Below are 20,714 nucleotides of genomic sequence, written 5' to 3'. Positions count from 1 at the left end.
TAGCTCAACTGCCGTTGAATTGCTCAAGAATGTCCTGCTCCGTCAGCATGGGGGTTCGCTGAGCGAAATCATAAAAACCCGGTTTGCTTTCAACATAAATCTGGCTCACCAACCGTTTGCGATCGTCAGGGAATATCCCCGCAGACAGCTCATACGTCTGCGTTTCCAGCAACAGGTAATAGAGATGCGTGCCGCAAACCCGGCAGAAGGTACGTTCGGCCCATTCCGACGAACAGTAATGCGTGACATTCTCTTCCCCATGCATAACAAGCCCTTGCTTGCACTCTACGGCCAACAGCGGCCCGCCACTCCATTGGCGGCACATGTTGCAATGGCATACGCTAACATCATGCACGCATTCCCCCGGCACCTCGATAGTCACTGCGCCGCATAGGCACTGGCCTTTGGCCACCTTCATTACTGCCTCCTGCTGCAATCGGTTGAACACTCTTTTTTGCCATAAAAAAGGGGCAAAGCCCACGTTTGCCCCTTTTCTGTGAATATGGTTATTTCACCACGCGCAGCGATGGTCGCCCACCGCGCGGGGCCGGTGGCGGATCGTCATCAGGCGGATTCGCGTCTGTCACGTTATCTTGCTGCCCGTTATCCACAACCGACATCACCACCCCGGGCGTCAATGCTTCACCCTGCGCATCCGTCAGGTTATCCAGCTCATAGGCTGGTTCCGGCTCAAACATGGTGCCAGCGCCATTCTCACGGGCGTATATGGCCAGCACCGCAGCCATAGGTACATAGACCTGACGCGGCACACCACCAAAGCGAGCGTTGAAACGCACACTGTCATCCGCCAACTCCAGGCCGCCCACAGCGCGCTGCGCGATGTTAAGTACTATCTGCCCGTCACGGGCGAACTCCATTGGCACCATCACGCCCGGCAGCGATACATCAACCACCAAATGCGGCGTTAATTGATTATCCAGCAGCCAATCATAAAAAGCCCGCAACAGATACGGACGGCGCGGAGATAGTTGAGACAACGCCATACTGATTTAACCTCGGGTGTGCAAACGGATTTCACGCTCAGCTTCGGTCAAGGATGCCAAAAAGGCATCACGCTCGAAGACGCGCGTCATGTAACCTTTCAGCTCTTTCGCGCCTGCACCGGTCAATTCGATGCCCAGCAGGGGTAACCGCCACAGCAGCGGTGCCAGATAGCAATCGACCAGGCTGAACTCTTCGCTCATGAAATAAGGCGCTTCATTGAACACTGGCGCAACGGCCAGCAACTCTTCGCGCAGTTGTTTACGAGCAGCATCCGCTTCTTGCGCATTCCCCTGCATGATTTTTTTCAGGAGGGAATACCAATCAGATTCGATACGGTGCATCATCAGGCGGCTGGTGCCACGAGCGACCGGATAAACCGGCATCAACGGAGGATGGGGGAAACGCTCATCCAGATATTCCATGATGATACGGGACTCATAAAGCGTCAGTTCACGATCGACTAACGTCGGAACAGAACCGTACGGATTGAGGTCAATAAGATCCTGCGGCAGGTTATCCATATCCACCTGCTCAATCTCGACACTCACGCCCTTTTCCGCCAAAACAATGCGAACCTGATGGCTAAAAATGTCGGACGGACCAGAAAACAGCGTCATCACCGAACGTTTGTTGGCAGCGACAGCCATGAAAACCTCCAAGTTTATCGAGAAATACGACTAATAACTAAACGGCGCTATCCTGCATAGCCCGGACTCACTGTACGTGAATGTCCACAAGAAAAACGTCTGGCGGCATCAACATTCGGGAAAATTACCGGCTGGCATACAGGCACAAAATCGGCAAACAGTTTATCAGATTTTGTGCGTTCTGTGGGGAAAGAAGCGCAATTTCATTGTTAACAATCAGAAAAATAAGATTATTTTTTCATCTTGAAGCATAAAATACAGGCAGAACGAGGTACAGAACACGCGCGTAAGGCAAAAAACCCGGTGTTCGCACCGGGTTTCTTAAGTTGATTTGCAGCGATAAACGCCAGAAATTAACGTTTGGAGTACTGCGGACGGCGACGTGCTTTACGCAGACCAACTTTCTTACGTTCAACTTCACGTGCGTCACGAGTAACGAAGCCCGCTTTACGCAGTTCAGAACGCAGAGACTCGTCATACTCCATCAGCGCACGGGTGATACCATGACGAATGGCACCCGCTTGACCGGAAATACCACCACCTTTAACGGTGATGTACAGATCCAGTTTGCCAACCATGTCGACCAGTTCCAGCGGCTGACGAACTACCATGCGGGCAGTTTCGCGACCGAAGTACTGTTCCAGGCTGCGCTGGTTGATAACGATGTTACCGTTGCCTGGTTTGATGAACACGCGAGCGGCGGAGCTTTTGCGGCGACCAGTGCCGTAGTATTGATTTTCAGCCATTGCCTATAATCCCGATTAAATGTCCAGAACTTGCGGTTGCTGTGCCGCGTGGTTGTGCTCGTTACCTGCGTAAACTTTCAGTTTACGGTACATAGCACGACCCAGCGGGCCCTTCGGCAGCATGCCTTTAACCGCGATTTCAATCACACGCTCAGGACGGCGGGCAATTATCTCTTCAAAGGTCGCTTGCTTGATACCACCGATGTGGCCGGTGTGGTGATAGTAAATCTTGTCGTTACGCTTGTTGCCGGTTACAGCAACTTTGTCAGCGTTCAGAACGATGATGTAATCACCGGTATCGACGTGCGGGGTGTATTCCGCTTTATGCTTACCACGCAGACGGCGAGCCAGTTCAGTAGCCAGGCGGCCCAGAGTTTTACCAGTCGCGTCAACAACATACCAGTCGCGTTTGACGGTTTCTGGTTTAGCTGTAAAAGTTTTCATTAAAAGCTTACCCAATTTAAGTTACACGTTGGTGAATACCCAAACACTTCAATAAGTTCAGAAATAAAGTGTCGAGGTTCACACGGCATCTAGTCCAGCAAACCTACCCCTTCGAATAGCCATGCCGGCGCGATTAACGTTTCGGGAAAAAAACGTTGTTGTAACGTGGGGTCGTAATATTATAGAGAAATCGATAGCAAAGATCGACCCCTTTTCCACTGAGCGCGCGATAAATTACCCGCCGGCCACTTAAGCAAGGTGCGGCTGGCTCAGATATTCTTCACTTTGCATCTCTTGCAGACGTGACGGGCAGCGCTGATATTCGAATTTCAGGTGCTCGCCCTGATAAAGCTCGAACATCGACGTTTGTGCCGCAATCACCAGCTTGACCCGCCGCTCGTAGAACTCATCCACCAGCGCCATAAATCGACGTGCCGCATTTTCCTCCTTTGTTCCCATCACTGTCACATTGTGCAACAGTACTGTGTGATAAAGGCGCGACAGCGCGATGTAGTCATTCTGGCTGCGCGCATCAACACACAGCGTGGCAAAATCGACAGCCAGCACGCCATCACCGGCACTGAGCGTCGGCAAAGGCCGGTGATTAACCTCCAGCACCGGCCCCAGCGCGGCGAATGCCCGGCCAGACAAGCGCGAGAACATCTGGCGCATCGCGGTTTCTGTCTCGGATGACAGCGGTGTCAGGTAAAGGTGCGCCTGCGTTAGCGTGCGCAGACGGTAATCGATACCGGCATCCACATTACGCACCTCGCAGTACTGCTTGATCAGATCGATGGCCGGCAAGAAACGGCTACGTTGCAAGCCGTTACGATAGAGGTTATCCGGAGGGATGTTCGAGGTGGCCACCAACGTGACCCCGCGGGCGAACAAGGCACGCAGCAGTTCCGCCAGCAACATAGCATCGGTGATATCCGTGACGAAAAACTCATCAAAACACAGCACATCAGTCTGCGCCTTGAACCCATCAGCCACCTGCTCCAAGGGATTCGGCTGCCCCTGTAGCTGATTCAGTTCCTCATGCACACGCAGCATAAAACGGTGGAAATGCAGACGCAGCTTACGTTCTGTTGGCAGGCTCTGATAAAACAGATCCATCAGCCAGGTTTTACCCCGCCCAACGCCGCCCCACATATAAAGCCCCTGCACTGGCGTCGCGGGCGTTTTATCCGCCAGTCCCAGCCAGTGTCGCCAGCGGGTAAGCCGCCCGACAGAGGGAGTGTCCTGCGTCGTTGCACGCGCCATCAGAGTCTGATAAATGCCTTGTAGCGCGCTAACCGTTTGCAGTTGAACGTCATCAGGCTGATACTCTCCCGCAGCCACTGCCTGTCGATAGTGTGCCAATGGCCCAGCAAGCGGCAGGGTTGTCGGTTGTATCATCTCTGGTTCTCCATTCATCCGTCATTTCCCGAAAAAAGTTAGTCGTGTTTTATCGCCCGTTACCGGCGATTCGCTCCGCGATCGTCGCATTTTTCCATGATATCACCTGAAAGAGATCCCAATTACCTTACAGCGTCGCGTTTCGGGGCTCCACTCGGGCGGCGTTAGCGGTTATAGTGGCTATTATGAAGTGAAAAAACCCTACGGGACAACGACGTCGAAAGAGGTGTCTTTATGACTTGGGAGTATGCGCTAATAGGATTAGTTGTCGGCATCATCATCGGTGCTGTCGCCATGCGCTTTGGCAACCGTACACTGCGGCAGCAGCAAGCGCTGCAAAGCGAGTTGGAAAAGAGCAAAACGGAACTGGAAACCTACCGTCAGGAGTTGGTGGGTCACTTTGCGCGTAGCACCGAACTGCTGGATAACATGGCGAAAGATTATCGCCAGCTGTATCAACATATGGCGAAAAGCTCCAGCAACTTGCTGCCCGATTTGCCAGTACAGGAAAACCCGTTCCGCTATCGTTTAACCGAAGCGGAAGCCGACAACGATCAAGCACCGGTGGATATGCCACCACGCGATTATTCAGACGGCGCATCCGGACTGCTGCGCGGCGAACGCCCTCTGCGCAAATAATCACTCTGTTCTCTCCTGCGTGAAGGGCAAAATCCTTCACGCAGCTTACGCCCTGTATTTCCCTTCCCTGAACAGCTTTGACGATAGTTACACTCCCTTGACGAAAGAACAGTGAACTTTACACGTTATTCGCTGGTCGACTCTTCACCAGCCGTTTAAGTTTATATATCATCATTTTATTCATAATTGACATTCTGTCGATGGTTCGCAGGTTGTGAGAGATAACTTCAAATGAAGAAAAAATCATTATTATTCAGCGCACTGGCAGTAAGCATGAGTCTCGCATTGTCATCGCTTCCTGCTGCGCACGCCGCCCTGCCCGCCGTAGTGGAGGGTCAACAGTTACCCAGTCTGGCACCGATGTTGGAAAAGGTGCTGCCTGCGGTGGTCAGCGTGCATGTGGAAGGTACGCAAACACAGCGCCGACGCGTGCCAGAAGAATTCAAATTCTTCTTTGGCCCGAATGCCCCTTCGGGAAAACAAAACAGTCGCCCCTTTGAAGGCCTCGGTTCCGGCGTGATTATTGATGCCGCTAAAGGGTATGTCCTGACCAATAATCACGTTATCAACAACGCAGACAAAATTCGCGTACAGTTGAATGACAGCCGGGAATATGAGGCTAAACTGCTCGGTCGCGATGAGCAAAGCGACATCGCGCTGCTGCAACTGAACGATGCCAAGAATCTGCAAGAAGTTAAAATGGCGGATTCTGACCAACTGCGCGTCGGGGATTTCGCCGTTGCCGTCGGTAACCCGTTCGGTCTCGGCCAAACGGCCACCTCAGGCATCATCTCTGCGCTGGGTCGTAGCGGCCTGAATCTGGAAGGGTTGGAAAACTTTATCCAGACCGATGCCTCCATCAACCGGGGTAACTCCGGCGGTGCGCTGGTGAACCTTAAAGGTGAGCTGATCGGGATTAACACCGCGATTCTGGCACCGGGTGGCGGTAACATCGGTATCGGTTTTGCCATTCCCAGCAACATGGCGCAAAACCTGGCGCAGCAACTTATCGAATTCGGTGAAGTAAAACGCGGCCTGTTAGGTATCAAAGGCAGCGAAATGACCGCTGACATGGCGAAAGCCTTCAAGGTGGAAGCGCAACGCGGTGCCTTTGTCAGCGAAGTGTTACCGAAATCCGCGGCGGCCAAGGCGGGAATCAAGGCTGGTGATGTGCTGACATCGCTGGACGGTAAACCCATCAATAGCTTTACTGAACTGCGTGCCAAAATCGGCACCACAGCGCCGGGTAAAACGGTGAAGATTGTCCTGCTGCGCGAAGGCAAACCGCTGGAGCTCTCCGTGGTTCTCGATAACAACACCTCTGCCGCCGCCAGCGCGGAGAGCCTCTCTCCGGCCTTGCAGGGCGCATCGCTGGCGAACGGCCAGACCCAAGATGGCAGCAAAGGGGTACAGATCGAAGAAGTCACCAAAGACACACCGGCAGCACAAGTGGGCTTGCAGAAGGGCGACATCATTATCGGCGTTAACCGTGAGCGGGTAGAAAACATCACCCAGTTGCGCAAAATTCTGGAAAGCAAACCCAGCGTGCTGGCGCTGAACGTGGTACGTGGCGAAGAAACGATTTACTTGCTGTTGCGCTAAACGAGATATTGCTTCAATACCATAAAATCGGACACGGTACATGCCGTGTCCGGTAAACTCATGTTATCCTCCGTCTACCTATCCATTTCCCTGTACGTTTTATGCTCGCAAAACTCTTTCGCTCCGCCATTATTGGTGTGATCGTGGCTGGAATTCTGCTCGCGATCATGCCGTTGCTACGGTCAAATACCGCACTGTTTCCTGCCTCACACAGTATACAGAGCGAAGATGCGCCGCTGAGCTACAATCAGGCCGTTCGCCGCGCCGCACCTGCGGTGGTTAACGTCTATAGCCGAGAATCGACCAGCGAGAACAACGGGGAACTGAATATTCGCCTGCTCGGCTCTGGCGTAATCATGAGCGAAAAAGGGTATGTGCTTACTAATAATCACGTGATCAACAATATCGCGCAGTTGGTTATCTCATTACAGGACGGCCGCGTCTATGAGGCAAGCGTGATCGGCACGGACAAGCTGACCGATCTGGCCGTGGTGAAAGTGGAAGCCTCTAATCTGCCCGTTATCACCATTAACGAGAAACGCACCGCTCATATCGGCGATGTGGTACTGGCTATCGGTAACCCTTATAACCTGGGACAAACCGTCACCCAAGGCATTATCAGCGCCACCGGACGTGTGGGATTGAGCCTGATGGATGGTTCTGGCTCCAGCTTTGGCGGGCGGCAAAACTTTCTGCAAACGGATGCCTCTATCAACCACGGCAACTCTGGCGGTGCGCTGGTCAACACGCTGGGCGAACTGGTCGGCATCAACACCCTGACCTTTGATAAAGGCAGCGACGGAGAAACACCGGAAGGCATTGGTTTCGCCATCCCGGTAGCGCTGGCAACCAAGGTGATGGGAAAACTGATTCGTGATGGTCGCGTGATTCGCGGCTATATCGGCATTAACGGTGCACAGGCGGAAGGCTTGTCACCCAATAGCACGCTGGATGGCAATAAACGCTTGCAAGGCGTGATCGTGATGAATGTTGAACCTGGTGGCCCGGCAGACAAAGGTGGCATGAAAAAAGGCGACGTGCTGCTTACCATGAACAACAAGCCCGCCGTCTCCGTCATTGAAACCATAGATCAAGTGGCTGAAATTCGCCCAGGTACAGCAGTTCCGGTCGCGATTCGCCACGGCGATCAGGAGATGATGCTATCGGTAACGATTCAGGAGTTTCCGGAGAGTTAACGTTGCCAGTATGAGCAGCATCACTGCTGCTCATACTGAAACATGATTATGCGTCGTTGCCGCTCACACGTTCGATGTTCGCACCCAGCCCACGCAGTTTGTCTTCAATGCGCTCATAACCACGATCGATGTGGTAGATACGATCGACGAGGGTTGTACCTTCTGCGATACAGCCCGCCAACACCAGGCTGGCAGAGGCACGCAAATCGGTTGCCATCACCTGAGCACCAGAAAGGGTAGCAACGCCGTGGCAGATCACGGTGTTGCTCTCAATCTCTGCCTGCACCCCCATACGAATCAGCTCCGGCACGTGCATAAAGCGGTTTTCAAAGATGGTTTCAGTGATAACACCGGTGCCTTCTGCTACCAGATTCAACAAGCTGAACTGGGCTTGCATATCGGTAGGGAAACCGGGATGCGGAGACGTACGCACGGTAACCGCTTTTGGCCGTTTGCCATGCATATCCAGGCTGATCCAGTCTTCACCCACTTCGATATCGGCACCTGCATCTCGCAATTTCGCCAACACGGCATCCAGCGTATCCGGGCGAGTGTTACGGCACACAATGCTGCCCCGCGATACGGCAGCAGCCACCAGGAACGTGCCGGTTTCAATACGGTCCGGCAGCACGCGGTAAACGCCGCCACCCAGGCGCTCAACGCCCTCGATAACGATCTTGTCGCTGCCCGCACCGGTAATTTTTGCCCCCATCGCGTTCAGGAAGCCCGCCGTATCAACAATTTCCGGCTCACGCGCGGCATTTTCGATAATGGTGGTGCCTTCTGCCAGCGTTGCCGCCGTCATGATGGTGACGGTCGCCCCGACGCTGACTTTATCCATGACGATGTGCGCGCCCTGCAAACGTCCGTCAACAGTGGCTTTGACATAGCCCTCTTCCAGCACGATCTTGGCACCAAGCTGTTCCAGCCCGGTAATATGCAAATCAACCGGGCGCGCGCCAATCGCGCAACCGCCGGGCAGTGAAACCTGACCCTGACCGAAACGCGCCACCAGCGGCCCCAATGCCCAGATGGAGGCACGCATGGTTTTCACCAGATCGTAAGGTGCGCAGAACACGTTAACGTCACGGGCATCCACATGCACCGAGCCATTACGCGTCACACGAGCCCCTAACTGGCTGAGCAACTTCATCGTGGTGTCGATATCACGCAGCTTGGGAACATTTTGGATTTCTACCGGCGCTTCCGCCAGCAGGGCCGCAAACAGGATGGGCAGGGCGGCATTTTTCGCCCCGGAGATGGTGACTTCACCAGTAAGCCGGGTAGGACCCTGCACACGAAATTTATCCATAGTTAAAGGTTCTCAGCTTGCTAAAAGTATTTCAGGACGCACTGCTATCGCTTAAAAACCGTTCAGCTTGCGATCGCGCTGCCATTCTTCCGGTGTATAGGCCTTGATGGAAAGCGCATGAATGCGGTTGTCCGCAATGTACTCCATCAAGGGCGCGTATACGGTCTGCTGCTGCTTGACACGACGCATACCCGCAAAAATATCCCCCACGGCGACGACCTGAAAGTGGCTGCCATCGCCCGTTACATGGACTTCTTGCAGTGCCAATGCCTTCATCAGCACCTCTTTGATCTCGTTATTTTCCATCGCTCTCGATTCTGTGTTCAGGGGGAGGATTATCAGCCGTGTATCTTAGATGAATACGCCGTTTTCTTAAACAAGGAAATCCCTCTTCGCAGGTGCAAAGAGGGCGGTTTGAAGCTATGCGCAGGAAAGGTAAAGGAAAAATCAAACGACGGGAATAATGTCGTTGAGATTGTAAAGCGCTATCAGCGTTTTTACCCGCTCACTGGCGCCAACAATCGTAAAGGATGCCTGAGAAGTGCTCTGCTGCTGGTAGAGGTGTGTGAGCAATGCCAATCCGGCCGAATCAACCCGCTCCAGCGCGGAGATATCCAACGCGTGCTTGCCCGCTAACAGCGCCTCACGCTGCTGCCAAAACGGCAACAGCGAATCACGATCCAAATCGCCGGACAGCGCCAGCGTCGTGTCTTGCGACGTCCAGCGCAGCGCCTCAGCCATTTTTCTGCTCCAGCGTAATCGGCTGACGCGCGGAGGCTTCCAGCTGTTTTGTCAACCCATCAACGCCTTGCTGACGGAGAATGGCGGCCCATTCGTTTTGCTTGGTAGTGATCATGCTCACCCCTTCAGCGATCATGTCATAGGCCTGCCAGTTACCGGTTTGGCTGTTTTTACGCCATTGGAAATCCAGACGCACCGGCGGTCGGCCGCCATTGTCGATAATCGTCACGCGGATAGGAATGATGTCAGCGCTACCCAACGGTTGCTCAGGTTGAATCTGGTAGTTTTGTCCATGGTAGAGCGCCAACGCCTGACCATAGGCCTGCGCCAAATAGGCTTCAAACGCCTTGAAATAGGCATCACGCTGCGCCGGAGTGGCTTCTTTATAGTAGCGACCCAGCACCAGCGCACCCGCATAGCGAATCTGAACATACGGCAACAGCTCTTCTTGCACGATTTGGCGCAAGTAGTTCGGATCCTGTTTGATACTCGGCTGATCGTTTTTCAAACGTGTGAAGGTTTTTTCCGCTGCATCATTCATCAAGCGGTAAGGGTTGGTTTGATCCACCGCGTTGGCGAAAGGTGCCACAACCAGCAGTGCCACCATCAGTAAACGTTTTAACATGCGGATGTCCTCTTGATTATTGTGCTGCGGCCGGCGCGGAGGCAGACGGCGCTGGTGTCAATGCCGACTCATTTTGCGGCACAGGCTCCGTATTTTCCGTATTGTCAGTGCTATCGCCCCCGCTCTTATATAGGAACTGGCCAATTAAGTCCTCCAGCACCATAGCGGATTTAGTATCCTGGATCACACCGCCATCGGCGAGAATCTTGGTTCCCATCTCTTCATCTTCAAAACCGATATTCAGCGCCAGATACTGCTCCCCGAGCAATCCGGAAGTGCGGATTGCCAGCGAACTGGTGTCAGGAATATGGTCATAGCGGCGTTGGATATCCATGGCAACGCGCGGCAGGTAGGTCTTCGTGTCCAACGAAATATCTGCAACGCGACCGATCACGACACCACCGACTTTTATCGGAGAGCGCGCTTTCAGGCCGCCGATATTGTCAAACTTGGCATACAGCCGATAAGTCTGTTCACTGCCGATAGACTTCACGTCGGCGACTTTCAAACAGAGAAAAATAATGGCGCCCAGGGCGATTAACATGAATACGCCAACCCAGATTTTACTTCGCTTCGTTTGCATCGACTCAGTTCCCAAACATCAGTGCTGTCAGCACAAAATCCAATCCCAATACCGCCAATGACGAGTGTACCACCGTGCGGGTCGTCGCGCGGCTGATCCCCTCTGAGGTCGGGATCGCATCACAGCCATTAAACAACGCAATCCAGGTCACGGTAATCGCGAATACCACACTTTTAATCACGCAGTTCAGCAAATCCTTGCGCCATTCGACCGCGCCCTGCATCGCTGACCAGAAGAAGCCATCGTCGATGCCCTTCCAGCTAACCCCAACCAACGCGCCGCCCCAGATGCCAACCGCTACGAAGATAATCGTCAGCAGCGGCATGCTGATAAGACCCGCCCAAAAACGTGGCGCAACCACGCGCCGCAACGGGTCCACCGCCATCATCTCCATACTGGAGAGCTGCTCAGTGGCTTTCATCAGGCCGATCTCCGCCGTCAGGGCCGATCCCGCGCGACCAGCAAACAACAGCGCCGTCACTACCGGCCCCAGCTCGCGCAGCAAAGAAAGCGCCACCATCATGCCCAGGCTGGCCTCGGCGCTGTAGGTGGTCAACACAAGATACCCTTGCAGCCCCAGCACCATACCGATAAAGAGACCAGACACCAGGATGATCAATAACGACTGAACCCCGACGCTGTGCAGTTGCTTGAGCAGCAGCGGCCCTTGTTTGCGCAGTTCAGGGCGGCCGACCAGAGCATTAAACAACATGAAACCGGCACGACCGAAGGCAGCACCGGTCCGGATTCCCTGGCGTCCAAACGACGCCAATGCTTCTCGTAGCATGAATTGATTAACTCCCGGAGCCTAACAGGCTGGTTTTATAGTCACCAGCAGGAAAGCGAAACGGTACGGGGCCATCGGCAATACCGTCAATAAATTGCCGCACCCGAGGGTCGGTGTTGGCGCGCAGCTCTGCCGCCGAGCCGTGCGCGACAATGTGCTGATCGGCAACGATATAGGCATAATCCGCGATGCTGAGCACTTCCGGCACATCATGAGAGACCACAATGCACGTGACGTCTAGTGCATGGTTCAATTCGTCGATCAGTTTGACCAGCACGCCCATGGTGATCGGATCCTGACCGACAAAGGGTTCATCGAACATGATCATTTGTGGATCGAGCGCGATGGCGCGGGCCAGTGCGGCACGGCGAGCCATCCCACCCGAGAGCTCAGAGGGCATCAGATTGGCCGCGCCGCGCAACCCCACAGCTTCCAGTTTCATCAGCACCGTGCTGCGCAACAGCGCTTCTGGCAGTTGGGTATGTTCACGCAGCGGCCAGGCTACGTTCTCAAATACGGTAAGATCGGTGAACAGCGCACCCGACTGGAACAACATGCTCATCTTTTTGCGCACGTCATACAGCCGGGAACGGGAGAGCGTTGGCACATTCTCTCCGTCAAACCAGATCTCTCCACTGTCCGGTTGGAGCTGGCCGCCAATCAGGCGCAGCAGCGTGGTTTTACCAATACCGGAGGGCCCCATAATGGCGGTCACCTTGCCTTTGGGTACGGTTAATGAAACATCGGTGAAAATGGGCCGCTCGCCACGCGAAAAATTGAGCCCACGAATTTCAACCAGATTAGTAGCATCATGGTTCATGCGATCTTTTCCTTCACTCACTCCCCTTGACGATCGTCGCTGTTATACGTGTATGACGTGCAACGACCGTTGCATTTCCTATCAAGCTTAACGGCAGGTTTCAGGCAAAGCCCGAGTTTTACAAAATATTACCGACAATTCTTACCGAAAAGGGCGGGATCCGGCTGTCATAAGTTTTACTTTTTCTGCCCAGACAGTCAAAATTACTCCTCTACGATGCAATGCAATTTTTGCTCGACATTCGTCCGCGCACCGGTTTGATGCCTAACGAACCGGTGATTATACCTCAATAAAGGACGCTGCATGCTTTTTGCGATAGTTCTCCTGGTTATTGGCTTATTTCTTTTGGTTTATGGCACTGATCGTTTGGTCTATGGCGCAGCCGTTCTTGCCCGCGTGTGGGGCATTTCTCCTTTGATTATCGGCGTGATGATTGTTGGCATTGGCACGTCGCTGCCAGAGTTGGCCGTGTCGGTGACCACTGGGCTGAACCAGCAAACGGACATGGCTGTCGGTAATGTATTAGGTTCGAATATCGCGAATATCTTGTTGATCCTCGTCAGTGCGGCCCTAATCCGCCCGTTGACCTTCCGCTCCGATCTGCTGCGCCGTGAACTGATCCCCATGCTATTGATCACGCTGCTCAGCGGCGGGGTGCTTTACAATGGCTATCTCAGTCGGCTTGATGGCGTCATTCTTCTCGCGGCGGCGGGCGCCTGGATCGTGCTCATGCTGCGTATGGTGCGCCAGGCGCAGCAAGATGGCAGCGACAGCCTGACACGCGAGCAGTTGGCGGAGTTGCCGCAACGGTAACCAAACGGTTGCCGTGCTCTGGCTGCTGCTGGGGTTGATTATTCTGCCGATGGCAGCGCGTATCGTGATTGATAATGCAACCGTGATTGCACGCCATTTCGCCATTGATGAGTTGACCATCGGGTTGACGGTGCTGGCGATCGGCACCAGCCTGCCAGAGTTGGCCACCGCCATCGTGGGCACGCTGAGGACGATATCGCGCTGGGTAACCTGATTGGTTCAAACGTCTTTAATCTGGTTATCGTACTTGGCGTCCCGGCGTTGCTTTCTCCCGGTGCAGTGAATCCTTTGGCATTTCAACGCGATTACGGCGTAATGCTGGGCGCCAGTCTGCTGCTCTGCCTGCGGAAAAAACGCCATATCGGACAAGGTGCCGGAGCGCTGTTACTGTGTATGTTTATCGCTTACCTTGCGACGCTATTTTTGCTGTACTAGCGGCGCACGACTCGTTTCATTGGATAACCCAAATAGTCAGGATTAACAGTTATGTCCAACGTTGAACAACAGCCCGATTTCGATTTTCAACAGGCGGGAAGACACGTTCTCGCCATCGAACGCGACGGGTTGGCCCATCTGGACCAGTATATCGATGACAACTTCTCCCGTGCTTGTCGCACCATGTTCCATTGCCAAGGCAAAGTGGTGGTGATGGGAATGGGGAAATCCGGGCACATCGGCTGCAAGATGGCGGCGACATTCGCCAGCACCGGCACGCCCTCCTTTTTTGTCCATCCGGGCGAGGCCAGTCACGGCGACCTCGGTATGATCACCACACAGGATATCGTGATCGCCATATCCAATTCGGGTGAATCCAATGAAATTCTGGCGTTAATTCCGGTGCTTAAACGCCTGGGCGTATTTCTGATTTGCATCACCAGCAACCCGGAAAGCACCATGGGCAAAGCGGCGGATATTCACCTCTGCGTCCACATGCCGCAAGAAGCCTGTCCGTTGGGGCTCGCCCCTACGTCCAGCACCACGGCCACGCTGGTGATGGGCGATGCGCTTGCCGTCGCCTTGCTACAGGCGCGGGGCTTTACCGCCGAAGATTTTGCCCTTTCTCACCCCGGTGGCGCACTGGGTCGCAAACTTTTGCTGCGCGTAGCAGATATCATGCATACCGGAGACGAGATCCCTCACGTTACGCGGGATGCCTCGCTGCGTGACGCACTCGTGGAGATCACGCGCAAAAGTTTTGGTATGACCGTGATTTGCACGCCGGACATGGTGATCGAAGGCATCTTTACCGACGGCGACTTGCGCCGCATCTTTGATATGCAGATCAACCTGAACGATGCTCGTATCGCCGATCTGATGACGGCAGGCGGCATTCGGGTGACGCCCAATACGCTGGCCGTGGATGCGTTGAATCTGATGCAATCGCGTCATATTACATCGCTACTGGTAGCACAAGGCGATCGGCTGGTCGGCATTGTCCATATGCATGATATGCTGCGCGCTGGCGTGGTGTAACGGTAGACGGGATCGCCGTTCTGGCAATCCCTGATTAATGGTGACATCAAGGATATGTGTTTATGAGTAACCCCCCGGCGCACACCGCCACCTGCTACGGCCCCATCGCTAATCGGGTGTTGGAGAAGGCACAAACCATCAAACTGCTGATTTGCGATGTTGACGGCGTGCTCTCCGACGGCCTGATCTACATGGGCAATCAAGGGGAAGAGCTGAAGGCATTTAACGTGCGCGACGGTTATGGTATCCTCTGTCTGTTAACGTCCGGCATCGAGGTCGCTATCATCACCGGACGTTCCGCGCCATTGGTGGAGGACCGTTGTCGCACGCTGGGTATCACCCACCTTTATCAGGGACAGTCAGATAAGGTTTTGGCCTTCCGCGAACTGTTAGATACACTGTCGCTTTGCGGCGAACAGGTTGCTTATATTGGCGACGATTTGATTGACTGGCCGGTGATGGCACAAGTGGGCCTCAGCGTGGCCGTGGCAGACGCACATCCCCTGCTGCTGCCCAAGGCAGACTACGTGACCAGGATCCCCGGCGGGCGTGGTGCCGTGCGCGAGTTATGCGAGCTTATCCTGCTGGCGCAGGGTAAGCTGGACGAAGCCAAAGGGCTATCGATATGAGTACATCATTACGATGAGTTTGCTACCACCATGAGTACGTTTTTATTATGAATAAGACGAAGCGCTGGCTAACCGCGCTATTGGCGCTCATTGTGTTGATTCTGATTGGCTGGAACCTGACAGATCAGGACAGCGCGCCGCAAACCGAAACGCAGGACAACGCGGGGCCGACCTACACCAGCGATGAAACCACCACGCGCGTGTACAACCCGCAGGGTGGCCTGAACTATCGGCTCGTGGCGCAAAAAGTGGAGTATTTTAACGCGGAACAGCTCACCTGGTTTACGGCGCCTGTCGCTACGCTGTTTAACGAACAGGGTATCGCCACCTGGTCGGTGCAAGCCGACCGTGCCAAGCTGACCAAGGATAAAATGTTGTTCTTATATGGGCACGTAGAAGTCAACAGTCTGACCAATGACTCACAATTACGGCAGATAAAAACCGATAATGCGCAAGTTAACCTGGTGACACAGGATATCACTTCCGATGACGAGGTGACGCTGTACGGAGCCAGTTTCCTCTCCAATGGGATGAAAATGCGCGGCAATTTGCGTAACAAAACTGCCGAATTGATTGAAAAGGTAAAAACCTCTTATGAAATTCAACACCAATAATGCCTGGCGTCGCGCCGCCATCGCCAGCGCGCTGTTAGCGGCAAGCCTGCCTGCGCTTGCTGTGACAGGCGATACCAGTCAACCGATTCACATTGATTCCGCACAGCAGTCATTGGACATGCAAGGCAATACCGTGACCTTTACCGGCAACGTGGTGGTCAAGCAAGGGACGATTGAAGTGAAGGCCGAGAAGGTCGTGGTCACGCGCCCGCAAGGGTCGCAGGGTCAGGAAGTGATCGAAGCCTTTGGTAATCCAGTCACTTTCTACCAAATGCAAGATAACGGCAAACCGGTAAAAGGGCGCGCGCAAAAGGTTCGCTATGAACTGGCTCAGGATAAGATAACCCTGACGGGCAACGCTTATCTGGAACAGTTGGACAGCAACGTTAAGGGCGATCGCATCACCTATCTGGTGAAGCTGCAGCAGATGGAGGCGGTGAGCGATAAAGGCGGACGCGTGACGACCGTGCTGGTGCCCTCGCAGTTGCAAGACAAGAACGGTAAGGCCACCGCGCCATCGTCCCAAAAAGCAAAGCCGCAACCACAGGCAACTGAATAACCTATGGCAACATTAATCGCAGAAAACCTGGCCAAGGCCTATAAAGGCCGTCGTGTGGTCGAAAACGTAAGCTTAACGGTCAACTCCGGTGAAATCGTCGGGTTGCTCGGGCCGAATGGTGCGGGAAAAACCACGACATTTTATATTGTTGTCGGCATTGTCCAGCGCGATTCCGGGCGGATCGAGATTGATGATGAAGAGATAAGCCTGCTGCCGTTACATGAGCGTGCCTGCCGTGGTATTGGCTATCTGCCGCAGGAGGCTTCCATTTTTCGCCGTTTGAGCGTTTACGACAACCTGATGGCGGTGTTGCAGATTCGCCAAGACCTGACGCCGGAGCAGCAGGACGATCGCGCCAATGAGTTAATGGAAGAATTCCATATTATTCATTTACGCGATAGTCTGGGACAATCCCTGTCCGGCGGCGAACGTCGTCGCGTAGAGATCGCTCGCGCACTGGCGGCCAATCCCAAATTTATTTTGTTGGATGAGCCGTTTGCCGGTGTCGATCCGATTTCGGTGCTCGACATAAAAAAAATCATTGGGCACCTGCGCGACAGCGGCCTGGGCGTGCTGATTACTGATCACAACGTGCGTGAAACGTTGGACGTGTGTGAACGCGCCTATATCGTCAGCCAGGGGCAGCTGATTTCCCACGGTTCACCCAGCGAAATCCTGGCGGATGAGCAGGTGAAACGCGTCTATCTGGGCGAAGGCTTCCGACTTTGATACTGTAACGTTTGCAATGGGCGTTACATTTAAGGGAAAGTGACACGAGTTATGAAGCAAGGTTTGCAACTCAGGCTAAGTCAACAACTGGCCATGACGCCACAACTTCAGCAAGAGATCCAACAGGCGCTGGAAAGCAACCCGTTGCTTGAACAAACCGACAGCCACGATGAAATCGATGCTCAGGAAACGAGCGACAGTGAATCACTAGATACACGCGAAGCCCTTGAACAAAAAGACATGCCGGAAGAACTGCCGCTGGACGCCACCTGGGATGAAATCTACTCCGCAGGCACGCCCTCAGGCACCGGCACTGACTACCGCGATGAAGAACTGCCTGTCTATCAGGGTGAAACCACGCAAACGTTGCAGGATTACCTGATGTGGCAGGTGGAGAGTTGACGCCTTTTCTGACACCGATGCGGCCATCGCCACGTCGATTGTGGATTCGGTAGACACCACTGGCTATCTGACCGTTCCGCTGGAAGACATTCTCGAGAGCATCGGCGGCGACGAAGTGACGCTGGAAGAGGTGGAAGCGGTGCTAAAACGCGTGCAGCGTTTTGACCCGGTCGGCGTGGCAGCGCGTGATTTGCGCGATTGTATGCAAATCCAGCTTTCTCAGTTTGCGCCAGAAACGCCGTGGCTGGCGGAAGCAAAGCTTATCACCGACAGCGTGCCACGTCTGCAAGTCAACCAGCAATACGCCGCACTGGGCCACAGCGCACGTAATGACAGCGCCAGCCAGTTTATCCGCAGCCACTTGCAAGAGGCGCGCTGGCTGATAAAAAGTCTGGAGAGCCGCAACGATACGCTGCTCAAGGTCACGCGCTACATTGTGGAACAACAGCAGGATTTCTTTGAGAAGGGTGAAGAGGTTATGAAACCCATGGCGCTGGCGGATATCGCCCAGGCCGTGGACATGCATGAATCCACCATCATCACACGTCACAACCCAGAAATTTCTTCACAGCCCACGCGGCATTTTCGAACTAAAATATTTCTTCTCCAGCCATGTAAATACCGACAGCGGCGGTGAGGTATCTTCAACCGCAATTCGGGCGCTGGTGAAAAAATTGATCGCGGCGGAAAACCCGGGCAAACCCTTGAGCGACAGCAAACTGACGACGCAGCTCGCCGATCAGGGGATCATTGTCGCGCGGCGTACCGTTGCAAAGTACCGAGAGTCTTTATCCATCCCGCCGTCAAACCAGCGTAAGCAGTTGGTTTGATTTCTACAGAGAAGGAAGACGCTATGCAGCTGAATATCACCGGACACCACATCGAAATCACGCCCGCATTACGCGAGTTCGTTAACACAAAATTTGCCAAGCTGGAGCAATACTTTGATCGTATCAACCAGATCAACGTGGTGCTCAAGGTGGAGAAAGTGGAGCAGATTGCCGATGCTACTCTGTTCGTCAACGGCGGTGAACTGCATGCCACATCCGAATCTGAAGATATGTATGCCGCCATCGATCTGCTGATCGACAAACTGGCGCGTCAGTTAAATAAACACAAGGACAAACTCAAACAGCACTGATCGTCATCTCCGCCTCCGGGCGCAGGGAAATACTCCTCTGGCATACCGCCAGAGGAGTGAAGAGATGAGCGGGCCGTTAAGTGAACACAACATGAATAACGATCCCATTTTGCAACTCAGCGCCGTATTACGCCAAGAGTGCACCCGTAGCGCCGTTCATTGCCAAAGCAAGAAACGGGCGCTGGAAATCATCAGCGAATTGGCGGCCAGGCAGTTGAACCTCCCGACACCTTTGATCTTCGAGGCATTATTGACGCGTGAGAGAATGGGCAGCACCGGTATTGGCGGCGGTATCGCCATTCCGCACGGCAAACTCGACGATGATAATGCGTTGGGTGCAACCGGGGTCTTTATCCAGCTTGAACAACCAATTTCCTTTGATACCATTGATAATCAAGGCGTAGACTTGCTTTTTGCCTTGCTGGTTCCCGCAGAACAATGTAAAACCCATCTACATACGCTATCGCTTGTTGCCAAACGTCTGGCTGACAAAAGCGTTTGCCGGCGTTTACGGGCGGCACAGAGTGATGAAGAACTCTACCAAATCATGATGGAAGGGGATTGATTCCCCGCAGAAAACGCGCCGGATTCAAACATTCGCGCCAGGATTTGCGTCACACAGGTGAGTCATACTGTCAGGGTATAACAGAGAAAGGCAATAGCCGGAGGGGAGTCGTCGGATGGTGCTGATGATTGTCAGTGGTCGCTCAGGTTCAGGAAAATCTGTGGCCCTGCACACCCTGGAAGACATGGGGTTTTATTGCGTAGATAACCTGCCCGTCGTGTTATTGCCGGAACTGGCAAACACGTTGGCACAACGCGACATTTCGGCAGCGGTCAGTATTGACGTACGCAATATGCCGGAATCGCCGGAAATCTTCGAGCACGCCATGGATCAGCTGCCGCCAAGCTTTGCGCCGCAGCTCCTGTTTCTGGACGCCGATCGCAATACCCTGATTCGCCGCTACAGCGATACGCGCCGTTTACACCCGCTTTCCAGCAAAAACCTGTCACTAGAGAGTGCCATCGACGAAGAGAACGATCTGCTGGAGCCGTTGCGTTCTCGCGCCGATCTGATCATCGATACCTCAGAAATGTCGGTGCATGAACTGGCAGAAATGTTGCGTACCCGGCTGTTGGGCAAACGCGAGCGTGAACTGACCATGGTGTTCGAATCCTTTGGTTACAAGCACGGTATTCCTATCGATGCCGATTACGTGTTCGACGTGCGTTTCCTACCGAACCCCCATTGGGATCCCAAATTACGTCCGATGACCGGGCTGGACAAACCGGTTGCGGCGTTCCTCGATCGTCATACAGAAGTGCATAATTTTATCTACCAGACACGCAGCTATCTGGAACTGTGGCTGCCAATGCTGGAGACCAACAACCGCAGCTACCTGACGGTCGCCATTGGTTGCACTGGCGGCAAACACCGTTCGGTCTATGCGGCTGAGCAACTGGCTGATTATTTCCGCTCACTCGGTAAGAACGTACAATCCCGCCACCGCACGCTGGAAAAACGCAAATCAAATAATGGCGGTCAAACATACGGTTATCGTCAAAAATAAACTGGGCATGCACGCCCGGCCGGCGATGAAACTGTTTGAACTGGTACAGAGCTTCGATGCCGAAGTGATGCTGCGCAACGAAAGCGGCGTTGAGGCTGAAGCCAGCAGCGTGATCGCCATGATCATGCTGGATTCCGCCCAGGGTAAGCACATTGAAGTGGAGGCCAGCAGCCCGGATGAAGCTGCCGCACTGGCCGCTGTGGTTGAGCTGTTTGAAGCCGGGTTTGACGAAGAGTAA

Annotated in this window: 28 protein-coding genes and 1 pseudogene; 16 read left to right on the top strand and 13 right to left on the bottom strand. The window is 53.9% G+C overall.

Annotated elements, in window-relative coordinates:
• Positions 1–4: 4 nt before the first annotated feature.
• The 6 genes from ACMZI0_RS00410 to zapE all read right to left on the bottom strand — a co-directional run bounded on the left by ACMZI0_RS00410 (position 5) and on the right by zapE (position 4,240).
• The gene (locus tag ACMZI0_RS00410) at positions 5–418 is read right to left on the bottom strand and encodes a GFA family protein (protein ID WP_415671539.1); all 414 of its coding nucleotides are present in this window, start codon (positions 416–418) and stop codon (positions 5–7) included.
• An 88-nt stretch (positions 419–506) separates the two neighbouring features.
• A complete protein-coding gene (gene sspB / locus ACMZI0_RS00405) occupies positions 507–1,004 on the bottom strand; it encodes a ClpXP protease specificity-enhancing factor (protein ID WP_415671538.1) in 498 nt (165 codons plus the stop codon).
• Positions 1,005–1,010: 6 nt separating this feature from the next.
• Entirely contained in the window at positions 1,011–1,652 is a 642-nt protein-coding gene (sspA, locus tag ACMZI0_RS00400) for a stringent starvation protein SspA (protein WP_195314296.1), read from the bottom strand.
• Positions 1,653–2,005: 353 nt separating this feature from the next.
• A complete protein-coding gene (rpsI, locus tag ACMZI0_RS00395; protein ID WP_195314295.1) occupies positions 2,006–2,398 on the bottom strand; it encodes a 30S ribosomal protein S9 in 393 nt (130 codons plus the stop codon).
• Between the two features lie 15 nt (positions 2,399–2,413).
• The gene (gene rplM, locus ACMZI0_RS00390; RefSeq protein ID WP_415671537.1) at positions 2,414–2,842 is read right to left on the bottom strand and encodes a 50S ribosomal protein L13; all 429 of its coding nucleotides are present in this window, start codon (positions 2,840–2,842) and stop codon (positions 2,414–2,416) included.
• A gap of 249 nt (positions 2,843–3,091) precedes the next feature.
• A complete protein-coding gene (zapE, locus tag ACMZI0_RS00385) occupies positions 3,092–4,240 on the bottom strand; it encodes a cell division protein ZapE (RefSeq protein WP_415671550.1) in 1,149 nt (382 codons plus the stop codon).
• A 234-nt stretch (positions 4,241–4,474) separates the two neighbouring features.
• Between zapE and zapG the strand changes: the two genes are divergently transcribed.
• The 3 genes from zapG to degS all read left to right on the top strand — a co-directional run bounded on the left by zapG (position 4,475) and on the right by degS (position 7,677).
• Entirely contained in the window at positions 4,475–4,879 is a 405-nt protein-coding gene (gene zapG / locus ACMZI0_RS00380; protein ID WP_415671536.1) for a Z-ring associated protein ZapG, read from the top strand.
• Between the two features lie 231 nt (positions 4,880–5,110).
• Positions 5,111–6,481 (top strand): serine endoprotease DegQ, encoded by a 1,371-nt coding sequence (gene degQ / locus ACMZI0_RS00375; protein WP_415671535.1) that lies wholly within the window; start codon positions 5,111–5,113, stop codon positions 6,479–6,481.
• A gap of 101 nt (positions 6,482–6,582) precedes the next feature.
• Positions 6,583–7,677, top strand: a complete 1,095-nt coding sequence (gene degS, locus ACMZI0_RS00370) for an outer membrane-stress sensor serine endopeptidase DegS (RefSeq protein ID WP_415671534.1) — start codon at positions 6,583–6,585, stop codon at positions 7,675–7,677.
• A 46-nt stretch (positions 7,678–7,723) separates the two neighbouring features.
• Here degS and murA read toward each other — a convergent pair whose 3' ends face one another.
• The 7 genes from murA to mlaF form a co-directional block, all read right to left on the bottom strand.
• Positions 7,724–8,989: a UDP-N-acetylglucosamine 1-carboxyvinyltransferase gene (gene murA, locus ACMZI0_RS00365; RefSeq protein WP_415671533.1), complete on the bottom strand. Its 1,266-nt coding sequence runs from the start codon at positions 8,987–8,989 to the stop codon at positions 7,724–7,726.
• A 51-nt stretch (positions 8,990–9,040) separates the two neighbouring features.
• The gene (ibaG, locus tag ACMZI0_RS00360; RefSeq protein ID WP_415671532.1) at positions 9,041–9,295 is read right to left on the bottom strand and encodes a BolA family iron metabolism protein IbaG; all 255 of its coding nucleotides are present in this window, start codon (positions 9,293–9,295) and stop codon (positions 9,041–9,043) included.
• 141 nt (positions 9,296–9,436) lie between these two features.
• Positions 9,437–9,730, bottom strand: coding sequence for a lipid asymmetry maintenance protein MlaB (gene mlaB, locus ACMZI0_RS00355; RefSeq protein WP_415671531.1), 294 nt, complete (start codon positions 9,728–9,730; stop codon positions 9,437–9,439).
• Complete coding sequence (mlaC, locus tag ACMZI0_RS00350) at positions 9,723–10,355, bottom strand: phospholipid-binding protein MlaC (RefSeq protein WP_415671530.1); 633 nt, start codon at positions 10,353–10,355, stop codon at positions 9,723–9,725. Before mlaC ends, mlaB begins: the two co-directional genes overlap by 8 nt.
• A 16-nt stretch (positions 10,356–10,371) precedes the next feature.
• The gene (mlaD, locus tag ACMZI0_RS00345) at positions 10,372–10,938 is read right to left on the bottom strand and encodes an outer membrane lipid asymmetry maintenance protein MlaD (RefSeq protein WP_415671529.1); all 567 of its coding nucleotides are present in this window, start codon (positions 10,936–10,938) and stop codon (positions 10,372–10,374) included.
• Between the two features lie 4 nt (positions 10,939–10,942).
• Complete coding sequence (gene mlaE, locus ACMZI0_RS00340) at positions 10,943–11,725, bottom strand: lipid asymmetry maintenance ABC transporter permease subunit MlaE (RefSeq protein WP_415671528.1); 783 nt, start codon at positions 11,723–11,725, stop codon at positions 10,943–10,945.
• A 7-nt stretch (positions 11,726–11,732) separates the two neighbouring features.
• The gene (gene mlaF, locus ACMZI0_RS00335) at positions 11,733–12,545 is read right to left on the bottom strand and encodes a phospholipid ABC transporter ATP-binding protein MlaF (protein ID WP_415671527.1); all 813 of its coding nucleotides are present in this window, start codon (positions 12,543–12,545) and stop codon (positions 11,733–11,735) included.
• A 303-nt stretch (positions 12,546–12,848) separates the two neighbouring features.
• Between mlaF and ACMZI0_RS00330 the strand changes: the two are divergent.
• From ACMZI0_RS00330 to npr, 13 genes and pseudogenes are all read left to right on the top strand, one after another.
• Positions 12,849–13,793 (top strand): annotated as a pseudogene (locus ACMZI0_RS00330) (calcium/sodium antiporter).
• A 51-nt stretch (positions 13,794–13,844) separates the two neighbouring features.
• Positions 13,845–14,831, top strand: a complete 987-nt coding sequence (gene kdsD, locus ACMZI0_RS00325) for an arabinose-5-phosphate isomerase KdsD (protein ID WP_415671526.1) — start codon at positions 13,845–13,847, stop codon at positions 14,829–14,831.
• 62 nt (positions 14,832–14,893) lie between these two features.
• Positions 14,894–15,460 (top strand): 3-deoxy-manno-octulosonate-8-phosphatase KdsC, encoded by a 567-nt coding sequence (gene kdsC / locus ACMZI0_RS00320; RefSeq protein ID WP_415671525.1) that lies wholly within the window; start codon positions 14,894–14,896, stop codon positions 15,458–15,460.
• 47 nt (positions 15,461–15,507) lie between these two features.
• Positions 15,508–16,074 (top strand): LPS export ABC transporter periplasmic protein LptC, encoded by a 567-nt coding sequence (lptC, locus tag ACMZI0_RS00315; protein WP_415671524.1) that lies wholly within the window; start codon positions 15,508–15,510, stop codon positions 16,072–16,074.
• A complete protein-coding gene (gene lptA, locus ACMZI0_RS00310) occupies positions 16,055–16,633 on the top strand; it encodes a lipopolysaccharide ABC transporter substrate-binding protein LptA (protein WP_415671523.1) in 579 nt (192 codons plus the stop codon). The genes lptC and lptA overlap by 20 nt, the downstream gene beginning before the upstream one ends.
• A gap of 3 nt (positions 16,634–16,636) precedes the next feature.
• Entirely contained in the window at positions 16,637–17,362 is a 726-nt protein-coding gene (gene lptB, locus ACMZI0_RS00305) for an LPS export ABC transporter ATP-binding protein (RefSeq protein ID WP_415671522.1), read from the top strand.
• 51 nt (positions 17,363–17,413) lie between these two features.
• A complete protein-coding gene (locus tag ACMZI0_RS00300; protein ID WP_415671521.1) occupies positions 17,414–17,764 on the top strand; it encodes a hypothetical protein in 351 nt (116 codons plus the stop codon).
• 40 nt (positions 17,765–17,804) lie between these two features.
• Positions 17,805–18,401, top strand: coding sequence for a hypothetical protein (locus ACMZI0_RS00295; protein ID WP_415671520.1), 597 nt, complete (start codon positions 17,805–17,807; stop codon positions 18,399–18,401).
• Positions 18,289–18,594 carry a hypothetical protein gene (locus ACMZI0_RS00290; protein WP_415671519.1) on the top strand — a complete coding sequence of 102 codons (306 nt, stop codon included), beginning with the start codon at positions 18,289–18,291 and terminating at the stop codon, positions 18,592–18,594. The genes ACMZI0_RS00295 and ACMZI0_RS00290 overlap by 113 nt, the downstream gene beginning before the upstream one ends.
• 23 nt (positions 18,595–18,617) lie before the next feature.
• Complete coding sequence (gene hpf / locus ACMZI0_RS00285) at positions 18,618–18,905, top strand: ribosome hibernation promoting factor (protein WP_195314275.1); 288 nt, start codon at positions 18,618–18,620, stop codon at positions 18,903–18,905.
• Between the two features lie 91 nt (positions 18,906–18,996).
• Positions 18,997–19,470 carry a PTS IIA-like nitrogen regulatory protein PtsN gene (gene ptsN / locus ACMZI0_RS00280; RefSeq protein WP_415671549.1) on the top strand — a complete coding sequence of 158 codons (474 nt, stop codon included), beginning with the start codon at positions 18,997–18,999 and terminating at the stop codon, positions 19,468–19,470.
• 115 nt (positions 19,471–19,585) lie between these two features.
• The gene (gene rapZ, locus ACMZI0_RS00275; protein ID WP_415671518.1) at positions 19,586–20,476 is read left to right on the top strand and encodes an RNase adapter RapZ; all 891 of its coding nucleotides are present in this window, start codon (positions 19,586–19,588) and stop codon (positions 20,474–20,476) included.
• Complete coding sequence (gene npr / locus ACMZI0_RS00270) at positions 20,442–20,714, top strand: PTS phosphocarrier protein NPr (RefSeq protein WP_415671517.1); 273 nt, start codon at positions 20,442–20,444, stop codon at positions 20,712–20,714. Before rapZ ends, npr begins: the two co-directional genes overlap by 35 nt.

The sequence above is a fragment of the Symbiopectobacterium sp. genome (assembly GCF_047692315.1).
GTDB lineage: Bacteria > Pseudomonadota > Gammaproteobacteria > Enterobacterales > Enterobacteriaceae > Symbiopectobacterium.
Note: the sequence above shows the minus strand (reverse complement) of the source record. Positions and strands in the feature narration are given on the sequence as shown.

What these genes read in the sequence shown, in the direction of transcription:
- ACMZI0_RS00410 (WP_415671539.1), bottom strand. Translation starts at nt 418, where the DNA reads ATGAAGGTGGCCAAAGGCCAGTGCCTATGCGGCGCAGTGACTATCGAG.
- sspB (WP_415671538.1), bottom strand. Translation starts at nt 1,004, where the DNA reads ATGGCGTTGTCTCAACTATCTCCGCGCCGTCCGTATCTGTTGCGGGCT.
- sspA (WP_195314296.1), bottom strand. Translation starts at nt 1,652, where the DNA reads ATGGCTGTCGCTGCCAACAAACGTTCGGTGATGACGCTGTTTTCTGGT.
- rpsI (WP_195314295.1), bottom strand. Translation starts at nt 2,398, where the DNA reads ATGGCTGAAAATCAATACTACGGCACTGGTCGCCGCAAAAGCTCCGCC.
- rplM (WP_415671537.1), bottom strand. Translation starts at nt 2,842, where the DNA reads ATGAAAACTTTTACAGCTAAACCAGAAACCGTCAAACGCGACTGGTAT.
- zapE (WP_415671550.1), bottom strand. Translation starts at nt 4,240, where the DNA reads ATGATACAACCGACAACCCTGCCGCTTGCTGGGCCATTGGCACACTAT.
- zapG (WP_415671536.1), top strand. Translation starts at nt 4,475, where the DNA reads ATGACTTGGGAGTATGCGCTAATAGGATTAGTTGTCGGCATCATCATC.
- degQ (WP_415671535.1), top strand. Translation starts at nt 5,111, where the DNA reads ATGAAGAAAAAATCATTATTATTCAGCGCACTGGCAGTAAGCATGAGT.
- degS (WP_415671534.1), top strand. Translation starts at nt 6,583, where the DNA reads ATGCTCGCAAAACTCTTTCGCTCCGCCATTATTGGTGTGATCGTGGCT.
- murA (WP_415671533.1), bottom strand. Translation starts at nt 8,989, where the DNA reads ATGGATAAATTTCGTGTGCAGGGTCCTACCCGGCTTACTGGTGAAGTC.
- ibaG (WP_415671532.1), bottom strand. Translation starts at nt 9,295, where the DNA reads ATGGAAAATAACGAGATCAAAGAGGTGCTGATGAAGGCATTGGCACTG.
- mlaB (WP_415671531.1), bottom strand. Translation starts at nt 9,730, where the DNA reads ATGGCTGAGGCGCTGCGCTGGACGTCGCAAGACACGACGCTGGCGCTG.
- mlaC (WP_415671530.1), bottom strand. Translation starts at nt 10,355, where the DNA reads ATGTTAAAACGTTTACTGATGGTGGCACTGCTGGTTGTGGCACCTTTC.
- mlaD (WP_415671529.1), bottom strand. Translation starts at nt 10,938, where the DNA reads ATGCAAACGAAGCGAAGTAAAATCTGGGTTGGCGTATTCATGTTAATC.
- mlaE (WP_415671528.1), bottom strand. Translation starts at nt 11,725, where the DNA reads ATGCTACGAGAAGCATTGGCGTCGTTTGGACGCCAGGGAATCCGGACC.
- mlaF (WP_415671527.1), bottom strand. Translation starts at nt 12,545, where the DNA reads ATGAACCATGATGCTACTAATCTGGTTGAAATTCGTGGGCTCAATTTT.
- kdsD (WP_415671526.1), top strand. Translation starts at nt 13,845, where the DNA reads ATGTCCAACGTTGAACAACAGCCCGATTTCGATTTTCAACAGGCGGGA.
- kdsC (WP_415671525.1), top strand. Translation starts at nt 14,894, where the DNA reads ATGAGTAACCCCCCGGCGCACACCGCCACCTGCTACGGCCCCATCGCT.
- lptC (WP_415671524.1), top strand. Translation starts at nt 15,508, where the DNA reads ATGAATAAGACGAAGCGCTGGCTAACCGCGCTATTGGCGCTCATTGTG.
- lptA (WP_415671523.1), top strand. Translation starts at nt 16,055, where the DNA reads ATGAAATTCAACACCAATAATGCCTGGCGTCGCGCCGCCATCGCCAGC.
- lptB (WP_415671522.1), top strand. Translation starts at nt 16,637, where the DNA reads ATGGCAACATTAATCGCAGAAAACCTGGCCAAGGCCTATAAAGGCCGT.
- ACMZI0_RS00300 (WP_415671521.1), top strand. Translation starts at nt 17,414, where the DNA reads ATGAAGCAAGGTTTGCAACTCAGGCTAAGTCAACAACTGGCCATGACG.
- ACMZI0_RS00290 (WP_415671519.1), top strand. Translation starts at nt 18,289, where the DNA reads ATGAATCCACCATCATCACACGTCACAACCCAGAAATTTCTTCACAGC.
- hpf (WP_195314275.1), top strand. Translation starts at nt 18,618, where the DNA reads ATGCAGCTGAATATCACCGGACACCACATCGAAATCACGCCCGCATTA.
- ptsN (WP_415671549.1), top strand. Translation starts at nt 18,997, where the DNA reads ATGAATAACGATCCCATTTTGCAACTCAGCGCCGTATTACGCCAAGAG.
- rapZ (WP_415671518.1), top strand. Translation starts at nt 19,586, where the DNA reads ATGGTGCTGATGATTGTCAGTGGTCGCTCAGGTTCAGGAAAATCTGTG.
- npr (WP_415671517.1), top strand. Translation starts at nt 20,442, where the DNA reads ATGGCGGTCAAACATACGGTTATCGTCAAAAATAAACTGGGCATGCAC.